Below are 15533 nucleotides of genomic sequence, written 5' to 3'. Positions count from 1 at the left end.
GCACGACCCGAGCCGCCCGGCTTAGGATCGGTTCATGAGCCAGCTTGCTACCCAATCATCAACTCCGCGTCCGGCGGATCGTCTCGCCGGAGCGCCGGCGGAGGCGATGGCATGAGCCTGACCGAAGACGACCTGCGCGCCGCGATCGCGCGTGAGCTGCCCGGTGTCCGCGCCGACCTCGAGCGGCTGGTCCGCATCCCCGGGATCGCGTTCGACGGTTTCGACCACTCGCACGTCGAGCGGTCCGCCGAGGCCGTCGCCGAGCTGCTGCGCGGCTGCGGTCTCGAGGTGCAGATCGTCCGCGGCGCGGGGCAGCCCGCCGTCATCGGCCGCAAGGCCGCGCCCGAGGGCGCGCCGACCGTCCTGCTCTACGCCCACCACGACGTGCAGCCGGCCGGTGACCCCGCGCTGTGGACCAGCGACCCGTTCGAGCCGGTCGAGCGCGACGGCCGGCTCTACGGTCGCGGTGCCGCCGACGACAAGGCCGGCGTGATGGCGCACGTCGCCGCGCTGCGGGCGTTCGGCGACGAGCTGCCGGTCGGCGTCGTGCTGTTCGTGGAGGGCGAGGAGGAGTTCGGCTCCGACTCGCTCGACGAGCTGCTCGAGACCCACAAGGAGACGCTGCGCTCCGACGTCATCGTCATCGCCGACTCCGGCAACTGGGACATCGGCGTACCGGCCCTGACCACGTCGCTGCGCGGCCTGGTCAACTGCTTCGTCGAGGTCAGCACCCTCAACAACGCCGTGCACAGCGGCATGTTCGGTGGCGCGGTGCCGGACGCGCTCACCGTGCTGGCCCGGCTCATCGCCACCTTGCACGACGAGAACGGCGAGGTTCTCATCGACGGCCTGACCCGTCGTGAGGCCGCGACCGTCGACTACCCCGAGGACCGCTTCCGCCACGAGGCCGGCGTGCTCGACGGCGTCAAGCTGATCGGCGAGGGCCGGCTCACCGACCGGATCTGGACCAAGCCGTCCGTCTCAGTGCTCGGCATCGATGCGCCGAAGGCCGGCGAGGCGCCGAACGCCCTGGTGCCGCGGGCCAAGGCCAAGCTGAGCGTGCGGCTCGCACCCGGCGACGACTGGAATTCGGCGTACGCGGCGATCCGCGCCCACGTCGAGAAGTTCGTGCCGTGGGGCGCCCACGTCGAGGTCACCTTGGAGAGCGGCGGCGAGCCTTGCGTCATCGACGCGACCGGCCCCGCGTACGACGCCGCCCGGGCCGCGTTCCAGCAGGCCTGGGACGGGGTCGCGCCGGTCGACATGGGCGTGGGTGGCTCGATCCCGTTCATCGCCACCTTCCAGGAGCTCTTCCCGGAGGCGGCGATCCTCGTGACCGGCGTCGAGGACCCGTACGCCGGCGCCCACGGGCCGAACGAGAGCCTGCACCTCGGCGAGTTCGCCCGGGTCTGCCTCGCCGAAGCCCTGCTGCTGCGCAACGTGGCCGCGCTGGGTCGATGACATGGCCGCCGAGCTGAGCTGCGACGTGCTGGTCGCCGGCGCCGGCCCCACCGGGCTGATGCTGGCGAACTGGCTGGTGAAGCTCGGCGTCCGGGTCGTCGTGGTCGACGGCAAGGACGGCCCCACCCGGGAGTCACGCGCGCTGGTGGTGCAGGCCCGCAGCCTCGAGGTGTACGACCAGCTCGGCATCGCGGACAAGGTGCTCGCGGCGGCACACCGGGCGGTCGCGTTGGCTCCGGGCTTCGGTGATCGCGTCTTCGGCCGGATCCCGATCGGGCCGCTCGGTGGCGACGTGACGCCGTACCCGTGGATCGAGATCCTGGAGCAGAGCCGCAACGAGGAAATCCTGTACGAGAACCTGCGGGCCCTCGGCGGCGACGTCCGCTGGGGCCGGCAGGTCTCCTCGCTGACCGCCACCACCGAGCACGTCGAGGCCGTGGTCGGCGACGAGACCATCACGGCCCGGTTCTGCGTCGGCGCGGACGGGGCGAATTCGGTGGTCCGCAAGTCGCGGGGCATCGCCTTCGACGGCGTCACCAGCCCACACCTGTTCTACGTGATCGACGCGACGGCGGTCGGTGGGCTGGTGGCCGACGCGATCAACGTCCGGCCCGCCGGTGACGAGTTCCTGCTCGGCTTCCCGATGCGCGGCCGCGGCAACTGGCGGCTGATCGGTCTGGCCCGCGACGACGACGGCGACGGCGAGATCACCGAGCAGGACGCGCAGGCGCGGATCCGCCGCTCGTTCGCGGTGACCTACGCGCAGTCCCGCTGGTTCGCGACCTACAAGGTGCATCATCGGGTGGCGGCGACGTTCCGCGACGGGCGCTTCTTCCTGGCCGGCGACGCAGCGCACGTGCACTCGCCGGTCGGCGGCCAGGGTATGAACACCGGTCTGCAGGACGCGCACAACCTGGCCTTCAAGCTCGCGGATGTGGTGCACGGCCGCGCCGGCGACGCGTGGCTGGACCGCTACGAGGCCGAGCGGCGCCCGGTCGCCCGGACCCTGGTGGCGACGACCGACCGGATGTTCGGCTACATCACCTCACAACGGGTCCAGCTGCGGGCGCTGCGCCGGTTGATCGTGCCCCTGCTCGCGCCGGTCGGCGTTCGGCTGCTGCCGCGGACGGGTGGCGGCTCGCGCTTCTTCGGCTACGTCGCGCAGCTCCGGATCCGCTACCGCATGTCCCCGGACGAGGGTCGCGACCCGGTGGTCGGCCGCCGGCTGGCTTGGGCCGGCAGCAACTACGAGGTGCTGCGGTCACTGCGATGGCAGATCCACGGGTACGGCGGCATCGAGCAATCCGACGTGCCTGACCTGGGACTGCCGGTGCACCTGTTCGACGCCGCGCCGCAGACGCCGTTGCTTCCGGGGCAGCTCTATCTCGTACGGCCGGACGGCTTCGTGGCCGCGGCGGCGCCACCCTCGCAGGCCGCCGCGGTGTTCACCCAGGCCATGCCCCGGTGACCAGCACGGCAGTCGTCACCGACCTGGACGGCACGATCGTCCGCGCCGACGGGACCATCAGCGAGGCGACCATCGCGGCCTGCCACGCGCTACGGGCCCAGGGCATCCCGGTCATCGCCGCCACCGCCCGCTCCCCAGCCGGAGTCCGCGCCCTCACTGAGCTGACTCCGCACCTCACGCTGGCGGTCTGCTGCGGCGGCTCCCTCGGGTACGCGTTCGAGCCCGCATCGGTCCTGTGGCGCGACACCCTGCAGTCCGATGCTGTGCAGGCGCTGCTGTCGCTCGTACGCGCCGAGCTGCCGGAGGCGGGAGTCGCCATCTATGACGGCGAATCGTGGCGGATGAACGAGGCCTACGTCGCGATCCGCACCTCCCAGCACAATGGCCCGTCGGCTGTGGTCTCCGTCGACGCGTTCGCGGGAGTGGCGGCATGCGCGATGACGCTGTGCCACCCGACGCTCGGCCCGGCCGACCTTGTCGCCCTGCTGACCCGGCGCGGCATCCCGCTGAGTCTGAGCCTCGCGGGTCCGGAGATCGTCGAGATCGCGCCGGCCGGCATCACCAAGGCCAGCGGAGTGGTACGGGCCCTGCGCGAGGTCGACGTGCCGGCGGACCGGGCGGTGGCCTTCGGTGACATGCCGATCGACATCCCCATGTTCACCGCGGTGGGCAGATCGGTGGCGATGGCGGACGCCCCGGAGGAAGTGCTGGCCGCGGCGACAACGGTGACCGAGACGGTCGAAGAGGACGGTTTCGCGCATGCCCTGACCCGCCTGGGGCTCGTTTAGCAGCAAATTCATACCCGCGGCAATCGGCTTCGCTTGATCGGGTGAGTCTGCTGCGCGGGCGAGATCATTCCTGTTAGGATTCGAACATGAGTTCGAACGAGGCGATCGTGGCGCTCCGCGCCGCCGGCAGTGCTCTGGGAGACGTCGACGTCTCCGGGTGGGACGACACCGCCCTCACCGCTCAGCTCGCTGAGCTGTCCGACGCCCTGTGCCAGCTCGACGCGCAGCTCAGCCGCGTCGCCGAGGCCATCCGCGCCCGCGGCTACCGCATCACGGAGCCGGTGGCCGCCTGACTTTGCTCCATGTCCCCGGGCCCGTCGCCCGGCGCACCCCGTCGCCACGCGGTGCGCCGGGCGACAGGCCCCTCCCGCTGTCCGGTCCTTCCGCGGCCTAGTCCTTCTGCCGCCCAGCCCCCTCTCCGCTCAGCCCTCTCTCCACCCAGCCTTCCGCCGTCCAGTCCTCCCCGGCTCGGCGGCGCCGCGGGCGGTTGCTCAGTCCTTCCGGGCCTGGCGCCGGCCAAGACCGGCCCAGCTGCGCGAACCGCAGCACCGGCCGCCGGTTTCCCGGACGCGGCAGCAGAGCGTGGAGCAGCGGGCGGGCCCCCGGACCGGGCCGGTTGCGAACGCTTCACGGGGGAGCGGATCGCGACCGGCCCGCGAATGTCGTACCTGGCTGCCAGGATGGGGTTCGTGCAGTTCCTCGACCTGGCAGCCACGTCGGCCGCCGTTTCCGCCACCTCCGGCCGTAAGGCCAAGATCGACCTGCTTGCCGACGCCCTCCGGCGTCTCGACCCCGGCGAGCTGGCCGCCGGCTCCGCCTACCTGGCCGGTGAGCTGCGGCAACGCCAGACCGGCGTCGGTTACGCCGGCTTGCGTGACCTCCCCGAGCCCGCCGCCGAGCCGGTGCTCACCGTGGCCGAGGTGGACGAGCGGATCGCCGCCATCTCCGTTGTCGCCGGCACCGGGTCGCAGGCGCGCCGGCGTGAGTTGCTGGCCGGGCTCTTCGGCCGGGCCACCGCCGATGAGCAGCGGCTGCTCGTCGGACTCTTCAGCGGCGAGCTGCGCCAGGGCGCCCAGGCCGGCCTGCTCGCCGACGCCATCGCCCGCGCCGCCGAGGTGCCGGTCACGGCTGTCCGGCGGGCGCTGCTGCTCTCCGGTGACCTCAAGCAGGTGGCTGTCGCCGCGCTCACCGGCGGGGCGCCCGCGCTCAGCGAGATCAGCCTGCGGGTCGGCACTCCGCTGACCCCGATGCTCGCCGGCAGCGCCCCCGATGTCGCCGCGGCGCTGCTGGCCACCGGGTCACCGGCCACCGTCGACGTGAAGCTCGACGGCATCCGCATCCAGGTGCACCGTTCCGGGGACGAGGTTGCCGTCTTCACCCGCAGCCTCGACGACATCACCGCGCGGTTGCCCGAGGTCGTCGCCGCCGCGCGGGCCGTTCCGGCCCGGGAGTTCGTGCTCGACGGTGAGGCCATGGCCCTTGACGGCCAGGGGCGGCCGCGACCGTTCCAGGAGACGTCGAGCCGGGCCGCCACCCGGGGTGCCCGGCGCGGCGGGAAAGAGGGGCCGGTCGACGGGCCCGGGCTGGTTCCGTACTTCTTCGATCTTCTTCACCTCGACGGCATCGACCTGCTCGACGAGCCGGGCCGGGTGCGCTGGGCCGCGCTGGCCGACGCGTTGCCCGCCGAGCTCATCGTGGGGCGGCGGACCGTCGAGAGCGAGGAGCAGGCCGCCGAGGCATTCGCGGCCGCCCTTGCCGCCGGGCAGGAAGGCGTCGTGGTCAAGGCCCAGGAGGCCCCGTACGACGTGGGCCGCCGGGGCGCCGCCTGGGTCAAGGTCAAGCCGCGGCACACGCTTGACCTGGTTGTTCTCGCGGTGGAGTGGGGGCACGGGCGGCGGCAGGGGTGGCTGTCCAACCTGCACCTGGGTGCCCGGGATCCGCGGACCGGCGGATTCGTCATGCTGGGCAAGACGTTCAAGGGACTCACCGACGAACTGCTGCGCTGGCAGACCGAACGGTTCAAGGAGCTGGCGATCGACGACTCCGGCTGGGTGGTCACCGTGCGGCCCGAGCAGGTCGTGGAGATCGCCTTCGACGGCGTGCAGACCTCACCCCGCTATCCGGGCGGGGTGGCGCTGCGGTTCGCCCGCGTCCTGCGCTACCGCGACGACAAGCGCGCCGAAGAAGCCGACACCATCGACATGGTCAAGGCCCTCGGCTTCCCCGCCACCCCGGAAAGCTGAGCCGGGACCCCCAGGCGGCGAGTCAGTCGGTCAGATCGTTGAGGATTTCGGCGGCGTGGTCGCTGCCGCCGTCGGCCAGCCGCCGTAGCTCTGCCACGTCCCCGCGCTCGCCGGCGATCTCGACCAGCGCCGACACCGCTTCAGCACTGCCGCCGGCCGCGAGACGTCGCAACCCGTCCAGGTCGTCACGCTCGATCGCCAGCGCGACACGGTCGTCGTCCGCCATGCCGTCATCCTCTCGTCGGAACGGGGAGACCCGGATCAGAGAGCCGCGAGCGACCGCACGTAGTTGACCTGCTGATGGACGTAGGTCACCTGCGACTGATCGGTCACCGGGATCCGAGCGACATACTGCCGTGTCGCGTTGGTCACCGTCACCTGCACCGTTCCCCGCGGGACAGTCACCTTCACCAGCAGGAACAACAAGCTGAAGATCGTCAGCACGCAGAACCCCACGATCGCCGCCGCGATGGCCCACGGCGGGATCTTCTGCTCGCTGTGCCAGTAGTCGTTCACCGTCCACGTCGAGCCGGCCAACGGGATGTCCCCGGCCGGGGTGTGGACCACCGTCGACGTGACCGCCATGTCGCCGATCTGGGCGATCACCGGGCCCGGCACCAGCGGGTCCGGCGGTGGGACCGGCTGTGCGGGGGCGGGCACGCTCCAGGGGTCACTCGGCGTGGAGTCCGGAAAGGTCACTCCGCCGAGGTTAGTCGGCCTGCCGGGCGCTGGGAACGGCCGCCATGCGCTGGTCTGCCGCCGCCACCCGGTCCTCCCGCTTCTTCGGGGCGTCGCCGTTGGCTTCCTTACGGGCCTGCCACCCGTACGCGAGCAGCGCCATGACCGCGAACAGCCACCACTGGACCGCGTAGCCGCCGTTCTGCCACGAGTCCTCGTGCTCGATCGGGATCCGCGCGAAGCCCGGCTCGGGGTCGCTGACCAGCACGTATGCCCCGTACACGGGGAACGGCAGCTCGGCCGCCAGCTTGGGCACCGCGATCCGCCGGGTGTCGATCCGGCCGTCGCGCCGCGCCAGCGGGGCCGGCCGGCTCTCCGACAGGTGCACCTGGCCCACCACCGTGACCTCGCCCGCCGGGGCCGGGGTGGCCACCGGCGCCGAGATGGCGTCGCCGTCCTTCGACGGGACCCAGCCGCGGTCGATCAGCACCGCCGTGCCGTCGGCCAGCAGCAGCGGGGTCACGATCTCGAAGCCCACGGCGCCGTCGACCGTGCGTCCGCGGGCCTGGATCTCGTGCGCCGCGTCGTACCGTCCGGTGACCGTGACCTTCGTCCAGGCCGCGTCCTCGCCGGGGGACGCACCCGGCTTGCCGGGCGCGACCGGCTTGGCCAGCACGGACGTCAGCGGCACCGCGGGGCTGGAGTCAGCGGCGTCGATCCGCGCGTTGATCGCGCTGCGTTCCTGGTAGCGGTGCAGCTGCCAGTTGCCGAGGAACACCATGATCACCGAGGCGGCCACGGTGAGCGCCGCGGCGGCCAGCCAGCGGGGCGTCAGCAGGAACCGGTACACGTTCTGAGGCTACCCGGCTCGCGACGGCCGCTTTCGGCTGGCAGGTAGGGTGCGATGTCCGGCGGTCAATATCATGTCGCCGCCGTTTTCCGTATCCCCGAGGGAGCCGTGATGTCCGCCCACTCGCGCCTGGTGGTGAGCGCACCCTCGTCCGGGCACGGGAAGACCGCGATCGCGGTCGGGTTGCTCGCCGCGTGCACCGCGCGGGGCGTGCCGGCCACCGGTTTCAAGGTCGGCCCCGACCACACCGACGCCGCCTACCTCGGCCTGGCCGCGGGGCGCCCCGGCCGCAACCTGGACCCGCGCCTGGTCGGCGCGCAGCGCATCGCGCCGCTGTTCGCGCACGGCGCGACCGGCTCGCAGATCGCGGTCATCGAAGGCGCGATGGGCCTGTTCGACAGCCTGACCGGACAACCCGAGATCGACGGTACGGCCGCAGTCGCCGCCGCGCTGCGCGCGCCGGTGGTGCTCGTCGTCGACGTGGCCGCCATGGGTCACTCGCTGGCCGCGCTGGTCCACGGCTTCCGGATGTTCGACGAGATGGTGCACCTCGGCGGCGTCATCCTGAACCGGGTGGCCTCGCCCCGCCACGAGGAGATGCTCCGCACCGCGCTGGACGACATCGGCATGCCGGTGCTGGGCGCCCTGCGCCGCGGCGACCTCCCGGCCGTGCTGCCGGCCCGCGCCCAGGGCCCGGTCCCGGTGGCGCACCGCACGGTCGAAGCGGTCCGGGCCGTCCGCCGCCTCGGCGAGGCCGTCGCCGGTGCGATCGACCTCGATCGGGTGATGGCGTTGGCCGACGCGGCGCCGCCGCTGCCCGAGCAGGCCTGGTCACCGGTGGACGCGCTGGCCGAGGCGACCGGTGAACCGCCGGTGCCGCCGGAGAACCGCCCGGTGATCGCGCTGGCCGGCGGACCGGGCGCCCCTTACACGTACGTGGAAACGGTCGAGCTGCTCACCGCGGCCGGCGCCGAGGTCGCGATCATCGACCCGCTGCGCGACGAAACCCTCCCGGCGGGCACGCGCGGGCTCATGATCGGGGCGGCCCTGCCGGAGGGGTACGCGGAAGAGCTGTCCGCGAACCGCCGCCTGTGCGCGGCCGTGTCTCAGCTCGCGCACGACAACCGCCCGATCATCGCCGAAGGGGTCGGCCTGCCCTGGCTGACGCGCGACTTCGACGGCCGCCCGATGTGCGGGATCCTGGACGCGTCGGCGCTGACCGCCGGCCAGACGATCGCGGGCTACCGCGAGGCGACCGCCCCGGCGACGTCACCGCTGGCCCCGGCCGGGGCCCGGATCACCGGCTACAAGCAGCACCGGGCGATCGTCACGCCCCGGGCGGGCCAGGTGCCCGCCTGGACCTGGGCGGGTGGCAATCCGGAGGGCTTCGTCTGGCGTCAGGTCCACGCGTCGCAGCTGGGTCTGCACTGGGCCGGGGCGCCGGAGATCGCGCGGCGGGTGGTCGCAGCGATGCTGACCCCGGCGCAGCCGGCGCCGGTGGTGGCGCCACCGCCGGACGTGGACCCGGGCGAGCAGACCCTCTCCCTGTCCGGTCTGACCCCACCCCAGAACTGACCGCCGCCTGCTTGGCCGCCCACCCAGGGCCGGGCGCGCCCGAGCTGGCCGGGAACTGGCCGGCCCCGGATCGTGGGCGTTTGCACTCCGACGGGGACTGGCGCCGACGCCGGCGGTCCTGATTTCGGTCGATGTCGCACCCCGGCCTTACGGTGAGGGGGTTCCACGAGAAGGGAGCACCGCCGTGGCCGATCGTGTCCCGCTGGATTTCGCCCCGCCGGTCCGCCAGGTGCGGTCCCTGCTGCTGGGCATCACCGACGACCACCTGCGGGCGCCCACTCCCTGCCCCGACTGGACGGTCGGCGACCTGCTCGATCACCTCGCCGGCCTGTCCCGGGCGTTCACCCAGGCAGCGCAGAAGAGGTTCGACGCGCCGGACAGTCCTCCGCCCGAGCCCTCCGCCGCCCACCTGTCGGCCCAGTGGCGCAGCCGTCTGCCGGTCGTCCTGGAGGATCTGGCCATCGCCTGGCGTTCGCCCTCGGCGTGGGAGGGCACCGCCCGGGCCGGCGGTGTGACCATGCCCGCCACCGAGATGGGCCTGGTCGCGGTCAATGAGCTGACCATGCACGGCTGGGATCTCGCCCGCGCGACCGGTCAGGAATATGCGGCCGATCCGCGGCTGCTCGAGCCGCTGATCGAGTTCCTCTCCCAGGGCCCGCCGGAGGGCACCCCGGGAATGTTCGGCCCGGTCGTGGAGATCGAGAGCGAGGCCGAGCTGCTCGACCAGGCCGTCTCACTCGCCGGCCGCAACCCCCGCTGGCGCCCGACCACGTCCGCCCACTGACCCCCGCGGAGCCGCGCCCGGAAGGGGCCGCGCGGCCAGTCACCAGCCGGAGCGCTCCGAGGAGTCGGAACGGTCCGAGGAGCCGGAACGGTCCGAGGAGCCGTGGATCAGCTCGTCCGGCGGCGGCGTGAACTTCGCCTTCGGCTGGCCCTTCAGCGCGTCCTTCAGCGTCTCCGCCACCGTGAACTTCGAGATCGTCCCGCGGCTCGAGCCCACCGTGTTCTCCGGGTTGTCCGGGTCCGCCACGAAGGCCGCCGCCGCCAGCTGCGGGGTGAAGCCGCAGAACCAGGCGCTGCGGTTGCTGTCCGTCGTGCCGCTCTTGCCCGCCACCGGCCGTTTCAGGGTCGCGTACACCATGGGTGAGGTCTCCCAGCCGCCGCAGCTGCCCTTCGCCGCTCCGTAGCCGGTGACGCAGCGGGCCGCGTCGGTTGCCGCCTGCGCGACCTCCGGTCGCAGGGCCTGGCGGCAGCGCGGGCCGGCGACCTTCTTGCCCTTGTACGTCAGCGACGCCCCGTCCCGGGTGTTGATCATGCGGACCGGGATGGGTTCGCAGTACTTGCCCTCGGCGCCCAGGGTGGCGAAGACGTTGGCCATCTCGATCGGGGTCGCGTCGCTGACGCCCAGCGTGAACGCGCCCCACCCGTCGGCGTGGTCCGGTCCGGCCAGCGTGCGGTCGATCTCCGTGCGCCACCGCAGGCCCAGCCGCTCGGCCATCCGGACCGCCTTCTCCGCCCCGACCTTCTGTTCCAGCTGGACGAAGTACGTGTTGACCGACTTGCCGAAGCCGCTCCACATGGTCTGCCGGCCGGTCATCGAGGCGCTGGAGTTCTTCGGGCACCAGTGCACACCGCAGGTCGCCGGCCCGGGCGCGGTGATGTATTTCGTGACGAACCGCTGCGGCGAGTTGAACGCCGTGTCCAGCGGCATCCCGTCGTCCAGGGCGGCCAGCATCGTGAAGATCTTGAAGGTCGAGCCGGCCTGGTACCCCGCCATGTCACCGCCGCCGAGCAGCGGGTTCACCGTGTTCGGGTAGTTGCCCTTGAAGTCGTCGCGCTTGCGGCGGTCGCTGTGCTCGCCGTTGTTCTCCTGGTCGAGCGAGTACTTGCGGTTCACCGCCATCGCCTTGATCCGGCCGCTGCCGGGCTCGATGACGACCTCGCCGTGCGCGTAGACGCTCTTCTTCTTCTCCTTGTCGAGCACATGCTTCATCGCCGACTTCTGGATCTTCGGGTCGATGGTGGTGACCACCTTGTAGCCGCCGCGGCGCAAGTTGGCCATGCGTTCCTGCGACGTCCTGCCGAAGGCCGGCTGTTCCATCCACCAGTTGCGCAGGTAGTCGCAGAAGAAGCCCCAGTCGTTGTGCTTCCTCGGCACGGAGACGCAGTCGTTCGGCGGCGTGGTCAGCTTCAGCTTGATCTTGGACTTCTTCGCCGCCGTCGCCTCGGCCGCGGTGATCGCGTTCATCTTGAGCATCTGGTCGATCACGTAGTTGCGCCGGTTGGTCGCCGCCCGCTGGTCGTTGGTCGCCGGGTCGTACGCCGAGGGCGCCTTGACCAGTCCGGCGAGCAGGGCCGCCTCGGTCAGCGACAGGTCCTCGGGCTTCTTGGAGAAGAAGACCTCGGCCGCCGCGAAGATCCCGTACGCCCGGTGCCCGAAGTACGCCGAGTTCAGGTACCGCTCGAGGATGTCCTGCTTCGACAGCCGCTTCTCCAGCTCGATGGCCAGCCGCATCTCGCGCAGCTTGCGGGCGGTCGTCTGCTCGGTCGCCTCGAGGGCCTGCTTCGGGGTCTTCGCGCCGTCGCGCAGCGCCATCCGCACGTACTGCATGGTCAGCGTGGACGCGCCCTGGGAGACGCCACCGGCCTGCTGGTTCGCCACGAAGGCACGGGCCACGCCCTTGGCGTCGACCCCGTTGTGCTCGTAGAAGCGGGTGTCCTCGGACGCCACGATCGCCTGGATGATGAACGGCGACATGTCCGCGATCTTCGTGGGTTTGCGGTGCTCCTCGTAGAAGGTCGTCAGCAGCGTCTTGCCGTCGTTGGCGTACACGTAGGTCGTTTGCGCCGAGGGCACCTCGGTGAGTCCGTCGGGCATGCTCTCCAGCGCGTCGGCGCCGTTCTTGGCGCCGACGCCGGCCAGCGCCACCAGCGGGAAGATCAGACCCGCGACCACGATCCCGGCGATGAGTCCCGCGCGGATGAGCGGCGCGATCCGTCCAGCTTTGGCGAGTCCGGTCTTCGTCACCCTTCGAAGGTATGACAAAACCGCTCATGTCCTCACGGAACGGCTGAAGTAATCGGCCGGATCACGTCCGGCATGCTGAGGCGCGTGACCTCTTCCGTGGACCTTCCCGCGCACGCCGGGGCAGCAGCGGCGGATCTGCACCACCACGGTGACGCCGAGGTGGCTCCCGGGCTGGTGGACCTCGCGGTCAACGTGCGGCGCCAGCCGATGCCGGAGTGGCTCGCCGGGCCGATCCAGGCGGCGCTGACCGACCTGGCCGCGTACCCCGACGACACCGCGGCGACCGCGGCCGTCGCCGCCCGGCACGGCCGCGACCCGGCCGAGGTGCTGCTCACCGCCGGTGCGGCGCAGGCCTTCGTGCTGATCGCCCAGGCGCTGCGCGACGCGTGCCGGCCGGTCGTGGTGCACCCGCAGTTCACCGAGCCGGAGGCCGCGCTGCGCCAGGCCGGGCACCGGGTCGAGCGGGTGCTGCTGCGCGAGGCGGACGGCTTCCGGCTCGACCCGGCGCTGGTGCCGGCCGACGCGGACCTGGTCTTCGTCGGTAACCCCACCAACCCGACCTCGGTGCTGCACCCGGCCGCCGACGTGGCCGCGCTGGCCCGGCCCGGGCGGGTGCTGGTCGTGGACGAGGCTTTCGCGGACACCACGTACCGGTCCGGGGTGGGGGGTGAGCCCGAGTCGCTGGCCGGCCGCCGGGACCTGCCGGGCCTGCTGGTGCTGCGCAGCCTGACCAAGACCTGGGGACTGGCCGGCCTGCGGATCGGCTACGCGCTCGGCCCGGCCGAGCTGCTGGCCCGGCTGGCCACCGCGCAGCCGCTCTGGGCGGTCTCCACCCCGGCGCTGGCCGCGGCCAGCGCCTGCGCGAGCCCGGTCGCGGTGGCCGCGGAGCGGCGGATCGCCGCCGAGCTGGCCGCCGAGCGTGCCCACCTGGTGGAACGCCTGACCGGCGTGCCGGACGTCACTGTCGCCGGGCGGCCGGCCAGCGCCTTTGTCGCGGTCCGCCTCCCGGGCGCCGACAAGGTGCGTCTTGAGCTGCGCAAACGGGGGTACGCGGTACGCCGCGGCGACACCTTCCCGGGGCTGGGCGCCGATTGGCTCCGGATCGCGGTGCGCGACACTGCCACCACGGACGCGTTTGTTGCGACCCTGACAGATGTGCTGAAGGAGCGACAGTGACCCTGGAGACGACCCTCGCCGCGATCGGCCCCGCCGCTGAGCCGGCCATGGCCGCCGCCCGTGACCTGCAGTCCCGGCTGACCAAGCCGGCCGGCTCGCTGGGCGCCCTCGAGGAGTTGTCCGTCCGCCTGGCCGGACTGGCCGGCACCTGCCCGCCGCCGCTGCCCGAGCCCGCCGCGATCGCCGTCTTCGCCGGGGACCACGGCGTGCACGCCCAGGGCGTCTCACCGTGGCCGCAGGAGGTCACCGCCCAGATGGTGGCGAACTTCGTGGCCGGCGGTGCGGTGATCAACGCGTTCGCCCGCCAGGTCGGCGCCTCGCTGATGGTCGTGGACGTCGGCGTGAAGATCCCGCTGCACGGCGGGGACACCCTGCTCGACGCGAACATCCGCCGGGGCACCCGCGACCTCGCCGTGGAGCCGGCGATGACCGTCGACGAGGCCCGGGCAGCGCTGGAGGTCGGCATCTCGGTGGCCGGCGCGCTGGTCGACGGCGGCGCGAAGTGCCTGCTCACCGGCGACATGGGGATCGCCAACACGACCCCAGCGGCGGCCCTGGTGGCCGCTTTCACCGGGGCCGGCGCGGCCGCGGTGACCGGCCGGGGCACGGGCATCGACGACGAGACCCACGCCCGCAAGGTCGCGGTGATCACCCGTGCGCTGGCCCTGCACGCCCCTGACCCGGCGCAGCCGCTGACGACCCTGGCTGCCCTCGGCGGCCTGGAGCACGCCGCGCTGGCCGGCTTCATCCTCGGTGCGGCCGAGCGCCGGGTGCCAGTGATCATCGACGGGGTCATCGCCTGCTCGGCCGCCGTGGTCGCCGCCGCGTTCGCCCCGGACGCCGTCGCCGCGATGGTGGCGGGACACCGCTCGGTCGAGCCCGGCGCCACCGTCGCGCTGGACCGGCTGGGGCTCACCCCGCTGCTCGACCTGGGGATGCGGCTGGGCGAGGGCACCGGCGCCGCACTGGCTCTGCCCGTCGTCGCCGGCGCGGTCCGGGTCCTGCACGACGTGGCCACCTTCGACTCGGCGGGAGTGTCGGAGAAGTGAACCTCTATCCCATGGCGCTCAAGCTCGACGGCCGGCGGGTGCTGGTCGTCGGGGGCGGCGCGGTGGCGACCCGGCGGATGCCGGCTCTGCTCGCCGCCGGTGCCCGGGTCGACCTGGTGTCACCCGCACTGACCCCGGCGCTGCACGCGTACGTGGCGGCGGGCCGGCTGACCTGGCAGGAGCGGCGGTTCGTCGCCTCGGACGTGGACGGCGCCTGGCTGGTGCAGGTGGCCATCGACGACCCGGCGGCCGCCGCCGAGGTGAGCGTGGCCGCCGAGGAACGCGGTGTGTTCTGCGTACGGGCGGACGACCGTGACGCCGCGACCGCCTGGACCCCGGCAGTGACCCGGCACGACGAGGTCACCGTGGCGGTCACCGACAGCGGCGACCGGAAGCGCGCCCGGGCCGTCCGGGACCTGATCGCCGCCGCCCTGGAGGAGACCCCGCAGCGGCGGCAGGAGCCGTTGCGCGGTCAGGTGGCACTCGTCGGCAGCGGACCCGGCGACCCGGAGCTGATCACCGTCAAGGGGCGCCGCCTGCTGGCCCGCGCCGACGTGGTGGTGGCCGACCGGCTCGTGCCCGGCATGCTGCTGGACGAGCTGCGGCCCGACGTGGAGCTGGTCGACGCGGCCAAGATCCCGTACGGGGCCTCGGTGGCCCAGGAGGAGATCAACCGGGTCATCGTCGAGCGGGCCCGGGCCGGTGCTTTCGTGGTCCGGCTCAAGGGCGGTGACCCGTTCGTCTTCGGCCGCGGTGGCGAGGAGGTCGTGGCGTGCGCCGAGGCCGGCGTACCGGTGCTGGTCGTCCCCGGGGTGACCAGCTCGATCGCCGCTCCGGCGCTGGCCGGCATCCCGGTCACGCACCGCGGTGTGGCCCACGAGTTCACCGTGGTCTCCGGGCACGTGCCGCCGGACAGCCCCGAGTCGCTGGTGGACTGGGCCGCCCTGGCCCGGCTCCGCGGCACGCTGGTGGTGCTGATGGGCCTGAAGAACCTGCCGAAGATCGCCGCCCGGCTCGTCGCCGAGGGCCGGGCCCCGCAGACGCCGGCCGCCGTGGTGCAGGAAGGCTCGACGGACGCTCAGCGCGTGCTGCGCAGCACCCTCGGCGAGGTGGCCGCGGCCGCTGCCGAGGCGGGAATCAAGCCGCCCGCCGTTGTGGTGGTCGGCGACGTGGTCGCGGTCCTGGAACGGGGATAGCTGCGTGAGCGATGGGTAACG

14 protein-coding genes are annotated in these 15533 nt (G+C 72.8%); 10 read left to right on the top strand and 4 right to left on the bottom strand.

The features are described 5' to 3' along the window. The first annotated feature begins 111 nt into the window (after nucleotides 1-111). From AB0C12_RS36600 to AB0C12_RS36580, 5 genes are all read left to right on the top strand, one after another. Nucleotides 112-1461, top strand: coding sequence for a dipeptidase (locus AB0C12_RS36600; RefSeq protein WP_360554926.1), 1350 nt, complete (start codon nucleotides 112-114; stop codon nucleotides 1459-1461). A 1-nt stretch (nucleotide 1462) separates the two neighbouring features. Next, nucleotides 1463-2929 (top strand): FAD-dependent monooxygenase, encoded by a 1467-nt coding sequence (locus tag AB0C12_RS36595; RefSeq protein ID WP_360554924.1) that lies wholly within the window; start codon nucleotides 1463-1465, stop codon nucleotides 2927-2929. After that, complete coding sequence (locus AB0C12_RS36590; protein ID WP_360554922.1) at nucleotides 2926-3717, top strand: HAD family hydrolase; 792 nt, start codon at nucleotides 2926-2928, stop codon at nucleotides 3715-3717. Before AB0C12_RS36595 ends, AB0C12_RS36590 begins: the two co-directional genes overlap by 4 nt. Before the next feature lie 86 nt (nucleotides 3718-3803). Next, entirely contained in the window at nucleotides 3804-4010 is a 207-nt protein-coding gene (locus AB0C12_RS36585; protein WP_360554920.1) for a hypothetical protein, read from the top strand. 387 nt (nucleotides 4011-4397) lie between these two features. Further along, the gene (locus tag AB0C12_RS36580) at nucleotides 4398-5960 is read left to right on the top strand and encodes an ATP-dependent DNA ligase (RefSeq protein WP_360554919.1); all 1563 of its coding nucleotides are present in this window, start codon (nucleotides 4398-4400) and stop codon (nucleotides 5958-5960) included. 22 nt (nucleotides 5961-5982) lie between these two features. Here AB0C12_RS36580 and AB0C12_RS36575 read toward each other — a convergent pair whose 3' ends face one another. Genes AB0C12_RS36575 through AB0C12_RS36565 form a run of 3 tightly spaced genes read right to left on the bottom strand, consistent with a single transcriptional unit; the run spans nucleotide 5983 to nucleotide 7488 of the window. Continuing rightward, nucleotides 5983-6186 (bottom strand): hypothetical protein, encoded by a 204-nt coding sequence (locus AB0C12_RS36575; RefSeq protein ID WP_360554918.1) that lies wholly within the window; start codon nucleotides 6184-6186, stop codon nucleotides 5983-5985. Nucleotides 6187-6221: 35 nt separating this feature from the next. Further along, nucleotides 6222-6659 (bottom strand): hypothetical protein, encoded by a 438-nt coding sequence (locus tag AB0C12_RS36570; RefSeq protein WP_360554916.1) that lies wholly within the window; start codon nucleotides 6657-6659, stop codon nucleotides 6222-6224. 10 nt (nucleotides 6660-6669) lie between these two features. Further along, nucleotides 6670-7488 (bottom strand): SURF1 family protein, encoded by an 819-nt coding sequence (locus AB0C12_RS36565; RefSeq protein WP_360554915.1) that lies wholly within the window; start codon nucleotides 7486-7488, stop codon nucleotides 6670-6672. Between the two features lie 111 nt (nucleotides 7489-7599). Here AB0C12_RS36565 and AB0C12_RS36560 point away from each other — a divergent pair, with 111 nt between their 5' ends. Both AB0C12_RS36560 and AB0C12_RS36555 read left to right on the top strand, forming a co-directional pair. Then, the gene (locus AB0C12_RS36560) at nucleotides 7600-9063 is read left to right on the top strand and encodes a cobyrinate a,c-diamide synthase (protein ID WP_360554914.1); all 1464 of its coding nucleotides are present in this window, start codon (nucleotides 7600-7602) and stop codon (nucleotides 9061-9063) included. A 184-nt stretch (nucleotides 9064-9247) separates the two neighbouring features. Beyond that, on the top strand, nucleotides 9248-9847 hold the full coding sequence (locus AB0C12_RS36555; protein ID WP_360554913.1) for a TIGR03086 family metal-binding protein: 600 nt from the start codon (nucleotides 9248-9250) through the stop codon (nucleotides 9845-9847). Nucleotides 9848-9886: 39 nt separating this feature from the next. Here the strand turns inward: AB0C12_RS36555 and AB0C12_RS36550 are convergent, their stop codons facing one another. Continuing rightward, entirely contained in the window at nucleotides 9887-12091 is a 2205-nt protein-coding gene (locus AB0C12_RS36550; RefSeq protein ID WP_360554911.1) for a transglycosylase domain-containing protein, read from the bottom strand. A gap of 84 nt (nucleotides 12092-12175) precedes the next feature. On the opposite strand from AB0C12_RS36550, the gene cobC reads away from it, so the two are divergent. Genes cobC through cobA form a run of 3 tightly spaced genes read left to right on the top strand, consistent with a single transcriptional unit; the run spans nucleotide 12176 to nucleotide 15512 of the window. Beyond that, on the top strand, nucleotides 12176-13267 hold the full coding sequence (gene cobC / locus AB0C12_RS36545) for an Rv2231c family pyridoxal phosphate-dependent protein CobC (RefSeq protein WP_360554909.1): 1092 nt from the start codon (nucleotides 12176-12178) through the stop codon (nucleotides 13265-13267). Beyond that, on the top strand, nucleotides 13264-14316 hold the full coding sequence (gene cobT, locus AB0C12_RS36540; RefSeq protein WP_360554908.1) for a nicotinate-nucleotide--dimethylbenzimidazole phosphoribosyltransferase: 1053 nt from the start codon (nucleotides 13264-13266) through the stop codon (nucleotides 14314-14316). Before cobC ends, cobT begins: the two co-directional genes overlap by 4 nt. Nucleotides 14317-14327: 11 nt before the next feature. Beyond that, nucleotides 14328-15512 (top strand): uroporphyrinogen-III C-methyltransferase, encoded by a 1185-nt coding sequence (gene cobA, locus AB0C12_RS36535; RefSeq protein WP_360555395.1) that lies wholly within the window; start codon nucleotides 14328-14330, stop codon nucleotides 15510-15512. Nucleotides 15513-15533 lie beyond the last annotated feature (21 nt).

The organism is Actinoplanes sp. NPDC048967, assembly GCF_040649415.1.
Classification (GTDB): Bacteria; Actinomycetota; Actinomycetes; order Mycobacteriales; family Micromonosporaceae; genus Actinoplanes.
Note: the sequence above shows the minus strand (reverse complement) of the source record. Positions and strands in the feature narration are given on the sequence as shown.

Excerpts from the sequence above, each read along its gene's own strand:
- AB0C12_RS36595 (WP_360554924.1), top strand. The coding sequence starts at position 1,463 with ATGGCCGCCGAGCTGAGCTGCGACGTGCTGGTCGCCGGCGCCGGCCCC.
- AB0C12_RS36575 (WP_360554918.1), bottom strand. The coding sequence starts at position 6,186 with ATGGCGGACGACGACCGTGTCGCGCTGGCGATCGAGCGTGACGACCTG.
- cobA (WP_360555395.1), top strand. The coding sequence starts at position 14,328 with ATGGCGCTCAAGCTCGACGGCCGGCGGGTGCTGGTCGTCGGGGGCGGC.
- AB0C12_RS36560 (WP_360554914.1), top strand. The coding sequence starts at position 7,600 with ATGTCCGCCCACTCGCGCCTGGTGGTGAGCGCACCCTCGTCCGGGCAC.
- AB0C12_RS36585 (WP_360554920.1), top strand. The coding sequence starts at position 3,804 with ATGAGTTCGAACGAGGCGATCGTGGCGCTCCGCGCCGCCGGCAGTGCT.
- AB0C12_RS36600 (WP_360554926.1), top strand. The coding sequence starts at position 112 with ATGAGCCTGACCGAAGACGACCTGCGCGCCGCGATCGCGCGTGAGCTG.
- AB0C12_RS36580 (WP_360554919.1), top strand. The coding sequence starts at position 4,398 with ATGGGGTTCGTGCAGTTCCTCGACCTGGCAGCCACGTCGGCCGCCGTT.